Origin of the sequence: Sphingomonas naasensis, assembly GCF_004792695.1 — a bacterium.
GTDB classification, from domain to species: Bacteria; Pseudomonadota; Alphaproteobacteria; order Sphingomonadales; family Sphingomonadaceae; genus Sphingomonas; species Sphingomonas naasensis.
Map to the genome: position 1 here is coordinate 348,130 of NZ_SRXU01000005.1, position 6,825 is coordinate 354,954.

8 protein-coding genes are annotated in these 6,825 nt (G+C 70.0%); 5 read left to right on the forward strand and 3 right to left on the reverse strand.

Features of this window, described 5'->3' with window-relative positions; genetic code table 11:
* The first annotated feature begins 11 nt into the window (after window positions 1-11).
* A complete protein-coding gene (locus E5A74_RS13620; protein WP_135985825.1) occupies window positions 12-518 on the forward strand; it encodes a hypothetical protein in 507 nt (168 codons plus the stop codon).
* On the opposite strand, the gene nudC is transcribed toward E5A74_RS13620, so the two are convergent.
* Genes nudC through E5A74_RS13635 form a run of 3 tightly spaced genes read right to left on the reverse strand, consistent with a single transcriptional unit; the run spans window position 515 to window position 3,687 of the window.
* Window positions 515-1,384 carry an NAD(+) diphosphatase gene (gene nudC, locus E5A74_RS13625; RefSeq protein WP_135985827.1) on the reverse strand — a complete coding sequence of 290 codons (870 nt, stop codon included), beginning with the start codon at window positions 1,382-1,384 and terminating at the stop codon, window positions 515-517. The genes E5A74_RS13620 and nudC overlap by 4 nt on opposite strands.
* 10 nt (window positions 1,385-1,394) lie before the next feature.
* The gene (locus tag E5A74_RS13630) at window positions 1,395-2,684 is read right to left on the reverse strand and encodes a serine hydrolase domain-containing protein (protein ID WP_135985829.1); all 1,290 of its coding nucleotides are present in this window, start codon (window positions 2,682-2,684) and stop codon (window positions 1,395-1,397) included.
* On the reverse strand, window positions 2,677-3,687 hold the full coding sequence (locus E5A74_RS13635; RefSeq protein WP_208411828.1) for an A/G-specific adenine glycosylase: 1,011 nt from the start codon (window positions 3,685-3,687) through the stop codon (window positions 2,677-2,679). The genes E5A74_RS13630 and E5A74_RS13635 overlap by 8 nt, the downstream gene beginning before the upstream one ends.
* 63 nt (window positions 3,688-3,750) lie before the next feature.
* On the opposite strand from E5A74_RS13635, the gene E5A74_RS13640 reads away from it, so the two are divergent.
* From E5A74_RS13640 to E5A74_RS13655, 4 genes are all read left to right on the forward strand, one after another.
* Window positions 3,751-4,293: a DUF721 domain-containing protein gene (locus E5A74_RS13640; RefSeq protein WP_135985834.1), complete on the forward strand. Its 543-nt coding sequence runs from the start codon at window positions 3,751-3,753 to the stop codon at window positions 4,291-4,293.
* Window positions 4,293-5,000: a thioredoxin domain-containing protein gene (locus E5A74_RS13645; protein ID WP_135985836.1), complete on the forward strand. Its 708-nt coding sequence runs from the start codon at window positions 4,293-4,295 to the stop codon at window positions 4,998-5,000. The genes E5A74_RS13640 and E5A74_RS13645 overlap by 1 nt, the downstream gene beginning before the upstream one ends.
* A gap of 47 nt (window positions 5,001-5,047) precedes the next feature.
* Window positions 5,048-5,761 (forward strand): DsbA family protein, encoded by a 714-nt coding sequence (locus E5A74_RS13650; RefSeq protein ID WP_240699804.1) that lies wholly within the window; start codon window positions 5,048-5,050, stop codon window positions 5,759-5,761.
* A gap of 27 nt (window positions 5,762-5,788) precedes the next feature.
* A partial coding sequence (locus E5A74_RS13655; protein ID WP_168355596.1) for an AAA family ATPase occupies window positions 5,789-6,825 on the forward strand: 1,037 nt, incomplete at its 3' end.

Sequence of the window (6,825 nt, forward strand, 5' to 3'; positions counted from 1 at the left end):
GGAGCATGTCCATGTCCAAATTCAACGAGCGCCTCTTCGCCAGACTCGACACCGCCGCCGAGCGCACCGGCGTCCCGGCTATGGCATGCGGCAAGCAATCGCGCCGGCGACTGCGCTGGCTACCGCTCGTCCCGCTGGCATTGGCGAGCGGCTCGCTTCTGACGGGCCTGATACGCGCCGATCTGGCCAATATGGGTTTCGCGCTGATCACGCTTTCCTACACGCTCGCGGTCGTGCTGCCGATCTTCGGACCACTGAAACCCTGGGGCACGCCAGAGCGAGTCGACGAATTCGATCGCGCCTTGCGTGGCCGCGCGATGCTTGCGGGCTATGCGACGGTCAGCGTCGCGGCGCTCATCGGCATGTGGCTGATCCTCGGCCTCGCGGTGATCGGGGACTGGCCCCGCGAAAGGATCCTCTGGCAACTGGCGGGGCTGCCCTTCTACCTGCTCACGCTTCACCTGGTGGTGCCGACGCTCCATGCCAGCTGGGCGATCCGGCCGGTCGAGGACGACTAGCCGCCCTCCACCCATGCGGTGAGCAGGGTGTGCGCGATCGCATAGGGCGGCGCGGCGCCGAACGGCGCGGCGGGATCGCGGGCCAGCGCCAGCCGGACCTCGTCGCGGGTGAACCAGCGCGCGTCCTCGAGCTCGTGGACGTCGATTGCGATATCCTCGTTCTCCGCCTCGCCGATACAGGCGATCATCAGCGACGAGGGAAAGGGCCAGGGCTGGCTCGCGACGTAGCGCACCGCGCCGACGCGGATGCCCGATTCCTCGAGCGTCTCGCGGCGCACCGCCTCCTCGATCGATTCGCCGACCTCGAGAAAGCCGGCGAGCGCCGAATAGCGACCCTGCGGCCAGGGCGGCTGGCGGCCGAGCAGCACCTTGTCGCCATGCTCGGCGAGCATGATCACCACCGGATCGACGCGCGGGAAATGCTCGGCATGGCAGTTCGGGCATTGCCGTCCCCAGCCGGCGCGGAAGCTCGCGGTGGGGGTGGCGCAGACCGCGCAATAGCCGTGGCGCCCGTGCCAGTCGACCAGCGCGCGGGCGGCGGCGTAGAGCGCGGCGTCCTCGGCATGGAAGCGATCGAGCATCGCGAACAGCGCCGGCGAGCGGGCGCCGGAAAAGGGCTGGCCGTGGGGCGGCGCGGCGGTGAAGCGCGGAATGCCGTCGACATAGCCGAGGAACAGCCGCTCGCCCCGCGCCGCATCGAGGCCGGTCCAGACGAGCCGATCGTCCGCGTCGAGCTCGGGATCGAGGCCGTGCAGGACGAGCAATCGGGCGCGCGCGTCGGTCTCGGCGGCGCGCAGCAGCTCGGGTTCGTGACGGACCCGGTCGGCACGGTCGAGCGTGCCGCCAGTGAAACCGGGTGCCCTCACGCGATCGAGCTCATCGACCGAGATCGGCATAGACCGCCTGCGAGGTCTCGCGCTTGAGCGTCTGTTCGCTGAAGCTGTTGATCATCATCGTCCCGCGCAGCTTGTGCACCGGATCGACCCAGCCGACCGATCCGGCCGCGCCGGCCCAGCCATAGGTGCCCTTGCCGGGGCCGCCGGGCCTGTCGGCGAGATAGACCGAGCCACCGGCACCGAAGCCCATCGGCGCGCCGGTATCGGCGGTCATCTGCGCGAGGGTCGAGCGGTCGACGCTCGCCGGCAGCAGGTCCGACATCGCCAGCTTGACAGTCTCCGGCTTGAGGATGCGCGCGCCGTCGAGCGCGCCGCCGTCCAGCAGCATGTGGAGGAAGCGATCATAGTCGCGCGCCGACATTACCAGCCCCGCGCCGCCATAGGGAAAGCTCGGCGGCTGGAGCCAGACCGAGGTCGCGCCGGCATCGGCGGCGACCCCGGGCGAGAGATAGTTGGTCGCGAGGATCCGCGCCCGGTCCTGCGGCACGGTCCAGAAGCTCGCCTGCATCTTGAGCGGCGCGAAGATGCGCGTGTTGACGAACTGGTCGAACGGCATGCCACCGGCGACCTCGATCACCCGGCCGAGCACGTCGAGCCCGATCGAATAGCTCCATTTCGCGCCCGGATCGGCGATCAGCGGCAGCGTCGCGACGCGGTTGGCGAATTCCTCGAGCGTCTTCGGCCGCGCCGCCCGCATGCCGGGCTCCATCAGCGCGTTGACCTGCGCCGGGTTGATCCCGAGCCGGTTATATTCGTCGAGCAGCGGGCCCTTGGTGACGATGTTGTAGCCGAGACCCGCGGTGTGGGTGAGCAGGTTGCGCACGGTGATCGGGCGCGTGGCGGGTCGGCTGGTCAGGTCCTTCGCCGGGTCGACCAAGACCTTCATGTCCTTGAACGCGGGAATGAAGTCGCTGATCGGCTGGTCGAGCTTGAGCTTGCCTTCCTCGACGAGGATCATCGCGGCGATGCCGGTGATCGGCTTGGTCATCGAATAGATGCGCCATAGGCTGTCGGCATCGGCGGCGGGCGCGTCGGGCTCGACCGCGATGCGGCCTTCGGCGACCACGCGGGGCGGCGCGGCGCCGATACCGGTGAGGATGACGATCCCCGGCACCTTGCCCTCGGCGACGACGCGCTTGGCCAGCGCGCTGGTCGCGCTCGCGGTCTGGGCGGGTCCGCCGCGTGACGGCAGCGGTACCGTCGCCTGCGGCCAGGCGGGACTGGCGAGCGCGAGTAATGCGACCGATCCGAATATCCGCCAGCTATGCATGCATCCTCCCGAACATGTTTGCCGCCTTGGCGAAGACGGTCGGCAGCCCCGCCGCCGCGATCCCGGCGATCGGCCACCATTCGCCCTCCGGCGCGTCTGTGTGCGCCGCGATTGTTGCAGTCGCAAGCCTGACGTCGAGGTTGAAATGGGTGAAGCCGTGGCGGACCAAGGCGTCGAGCCACCGCCAGTCGGTGGCTAGCGGCGCACCGATGAGGCCGGGCGGCGTCTCGCTCCACGGCCCGGTCGGCAGCGCGCGCATGCCGCCGAGCAGGCCCTTTGCCGGTCGACGGACGAGCAGCACCGCGTCGCCACGCGTCAGCCAGAACATCGTGCCGTGGCGTTGCGGCTTGGCGGGCTTGGGCGTCTTGACCGGGAAACGCTCGGGCGCGCCGCCGGCGAAGCCGTCGCATTGTTCGCGCAACGGGCAGGCGAGGCAGCGCGGCGCGCGCGCGGTGCAGATGCCCGAGCCGAGATCCATCATCGCCTGCGCGAAATCGCCGGCGCGCGCGTCGGGCGTGATCCCATCGGTGAGTGCCCGGATCTTCGGTCGCGCGCCGGGCAGCGGCTCGGTCACCGCGAACAGCCGCGAGACGACGCGCTCGACATTGGCGTCGACCACCACGGCGCGCTGCCCGAAGGCGATCGCGGCGATCGCGGCGGCGGTGTAGCCGCCGACCCCGGGGAGTCCGAGCAGCTCGGCCTCGGTCTCGGGAAGGCTGCCGCGCCGGGCGACTTCGCGTGCGCAGGCGAGCAGATTGCGCGCCCGGGCATAATAGCCGAGCCCGGCCCACGCTGCCATCAGCTCGGCATCCTCGGCGGCAGCGAGATCGGCGAAGCTCGGCCAGCGCGCGGTGAATTTTGCGAAATAGGGAATAACGCTGGCGACCTGGGTCTGCTGGAGCATCACTTCGCTGAGCCACACCCGATAGGGATCGGGCGCATTGGCGCCGGGCCGCGCGCGCCATGGCAAATCGCGGGCATGGGCGTCGTACCAATCCAGCAAGGGGGCGGCGATTGCGCGTGGGACGTTGTCGGGCACAGGGCCCTATGGCATGGGTTGGCGATAATGACGAAGCCCCCGACCAAGACCCGGCGCGCGACCACCCGCCAGCCGAAGCTCGAGCCGCAGCGGTCCAACCGTGCCCGGCCGGTTTCCGAGCTGTTGCCCGATGTCGGCCGCGCCGCCTTCCGCAAGTTCGGCTTCGTCCAGCACGCGATCGTCAGCCGCTGGGGCGAGATCGTCGGCGAGCGCTATGCCCGGGTCTCGATGCCCGAGTCGATCCGCTTCCCGCAGGGCCAGCGCGCCGAGGGCGTGCTGAGCCTCGTCGTCGCGGGTGCGCACGCGCCGATGATGCAGCATATCGCCCCCGAGATCGTCGAGCGGGTCAATCGCTTCTTCGGCTATCAGGCGGTGGTGCGCGTCGCGATCCGGCAGGGCGAGGTCAAGCGGGCGGCCAAGACCCCGCCGCCGCCCAGCCTGCAGCCGCTTCCCGAAGCGATGGGCGACAGCCTGCGCGGCATCGCCGATCCCGAGCTCAAGGCCGTGCTCGAATCGCTCGCTGCCGGGGTCGCCGCGGCCGAGGGGCTCAAGCTTGGCAGGATCGACTGATGGTGCTTCGTTTTGCTGCCGCTGCATTGCTGTTGTTGCTCGGTACCGGTCCGGTCACTGCCCAGCAGGCGCGCAGGGCTCCCGCCACCAACTGGGTCAATGTCGTCGCGAAGACCCCCGAAGGCGGCTTCCGTCAGGGCAATCCCAACGCGCCGATCAAGCTCGTCGAATATGGCTCGCGGACCTGCCCGACCTGCGGGCACTTCGCCGCCGAAGGTGTCGAGCCGCTGCGCCGCGAATGGATCGCCAGCGGCAAACTGAGCTACGAGTTCCGCGATTTTCTGATCCACGGCGTGCCCGATCTCTCGCTCGCGCTGCTCAACCAGTGCGTGCCGACCGCGCGCTTCTTTCCGGTGCTCGACCAGATCTTCGCCAACCAGAAGGCGTTCGACGAGCCGCTGCACAAGCTGATCGACACCCAGCCCAAAACGGTCGAGGCGTGGCAGCAGCTTCCGCCGGCGCAGGCCGCGACCAAATTCGCCGAGGCGCTGGGGATGCTCAGCTTCATGAATGCGCGCGGGCTGCCCGAGGCGCAGGCGCGACGCTGCCTGGCGAACCCGGCGCTGATCAAGGGCATCGCCGGGGTCAATGCGGGCGGCGCCAATGCCGGCGTGCAGGGCACCCCGAGCTTCTTCGTCAACGGCCGCCGCGTCCGCGCCTTCACCTGGGACCAGCTTCAGCCCGAACTCCGCGCCGCGGATAGCTGATCGACCTTTTCTCTCGGAGAATTACGACCATGCGCTTCACTCTCGCTATGCTTCCGCTTCTCGCCCTCGCCGCCTGCAATGGTGGCGGCGACAGCGTGCCGACCTCGGCCACGCCGGTTGCGAAGGCCACGCCGCCGGCGGGCAAGCAATGGGTCGACGTCGTCGCCAAGACTCCCGAGGGCGGCTTTCGCCAAGGCAATCCCGATGCCCCGATCAAGCTGGTCGAATATGGCTCCCGCACCTGCCCGACCTGCGGCCGTTTCGCGCTCGAGGGCGTCGAGCCGCTTCGCGCGCAGTTCATCTCGACTGGCCAGGTGAGCTACGAGTTCCGCGACTTCCCGCTCCACGGCGCGCCCGATTTCGCGCTGGCGCTGCTCAACCAGTGCGTCGGGGTCGACGCTTTCTTCCCGATGCTCGACCGGATGTTCGCCAATCAGGGCAATTTCCTCGACAAGCAGCAGAAGGTTCCCGAGGCCACGCTTCAGCAGATCCAGGGGATGGCGCCGCAACAGGCGGCGATCGCCTTCGCCGACGCGGTCGGCATGGTCGATTTCGTCAAGCAGAACGGGCTGCCCGAAGCCAAGGCGCGCCAGTGCCTCGCCGATCAGGCGACGCTCAAGGCGATCGGCGACGTCTATGCCGATGGCGCGAACAATCGCGGTGTGACCGGCACGCCGAGCTTCTTCGTCAACGGCAATGCCGTCGACGGGCCTTCGTGGAAGGATGTCGAGACGGCGCTGCGCGCCGCCGGGGCCCGGTAAGGGCCCGAACCGCAGGGGGGCGGGGGCATGCAGATCAAAAGGCTGCGGCTGACGGGCTTCAAGAGCTTCGTCGACCCGGCCGATCTGCGCATCGAACCCGGCCTCACCGGCATCGTCGGCCCCAATGGGTGCGGCAAGTCCAATCTGCTCGAAGCGCTGCGCTGGGCGATGGGCGAGAACAGCGCCAAGTCGATGCGCGGCGCCGGGATGGAAGACGTGATCTTCGCCGGCACCGCGACCCGGCCGGCGCGAGACTTCGCCGAAGTCTCGATCCTCGCCGATCAGCCGGGCGAGGACGACGAACTCGAAGTCGTCCGCCGGATCGAGCGCGGCGCCGGCTCGGCCTATCGGATCAACGGCCGCGACGTCCGCGCCAAGGACGTCGCCCTCGTCTTCGCCGATTCGGCGACCGGCGCGCATTCGCCGGCGCTGGTCAGCCAGGGGCGGATCGGCGCGATCATCCAGGCCAAGCCCGGCGAGCGCCGCGCGATGCTGGAAGAAGCGGCGGGAATCGCCGGCCTCCATGTCCGCCGGCGCGACGCCGAGCAGAAATTGCGCGCGACCGAGGCCAATCTCGTGCGGCTCGACGAGGTGATCGGCGATCAGGAGGCGCGGGCCGCGGCGCTCAAGCGCCAGGCGCGGCAAGCCGAACGCTATCGCGAACTCTCCGAGCGGATCCGCGTCGCCGAGGCGCGGATGATCTTTGCGCGCTGGCGCGACGCCGCCGAGGCTGCCGACGCCGCCAAGAAGGAAGCGGCCGCAGCCGAGACGCTGGTTGCCGAACGCGCGCAGGCGCATGACGCCGCCGCGTCGCGCCAGCAGGCCGCCGCCGAAACGCTGGCGACGGTGCGCGCCGAGGCGCTGGCGGTGCGCGACCGTGCGACCGACGCGATGCACCGGCTGGCGACCTTGCGCAGCGAGCGTGCCGCGGTCGAGCGGCGTATCGTCGAGCTGCGCGCTGCGCAGACGCGGCTGGCCGACGACCGCAGCCGCGAGGGCGCGCTGGCGCATGACGCGGCCGAGGCGCTGGCCCGGCGCGCCGACGAGGCGGCGGCGCTCGAGAC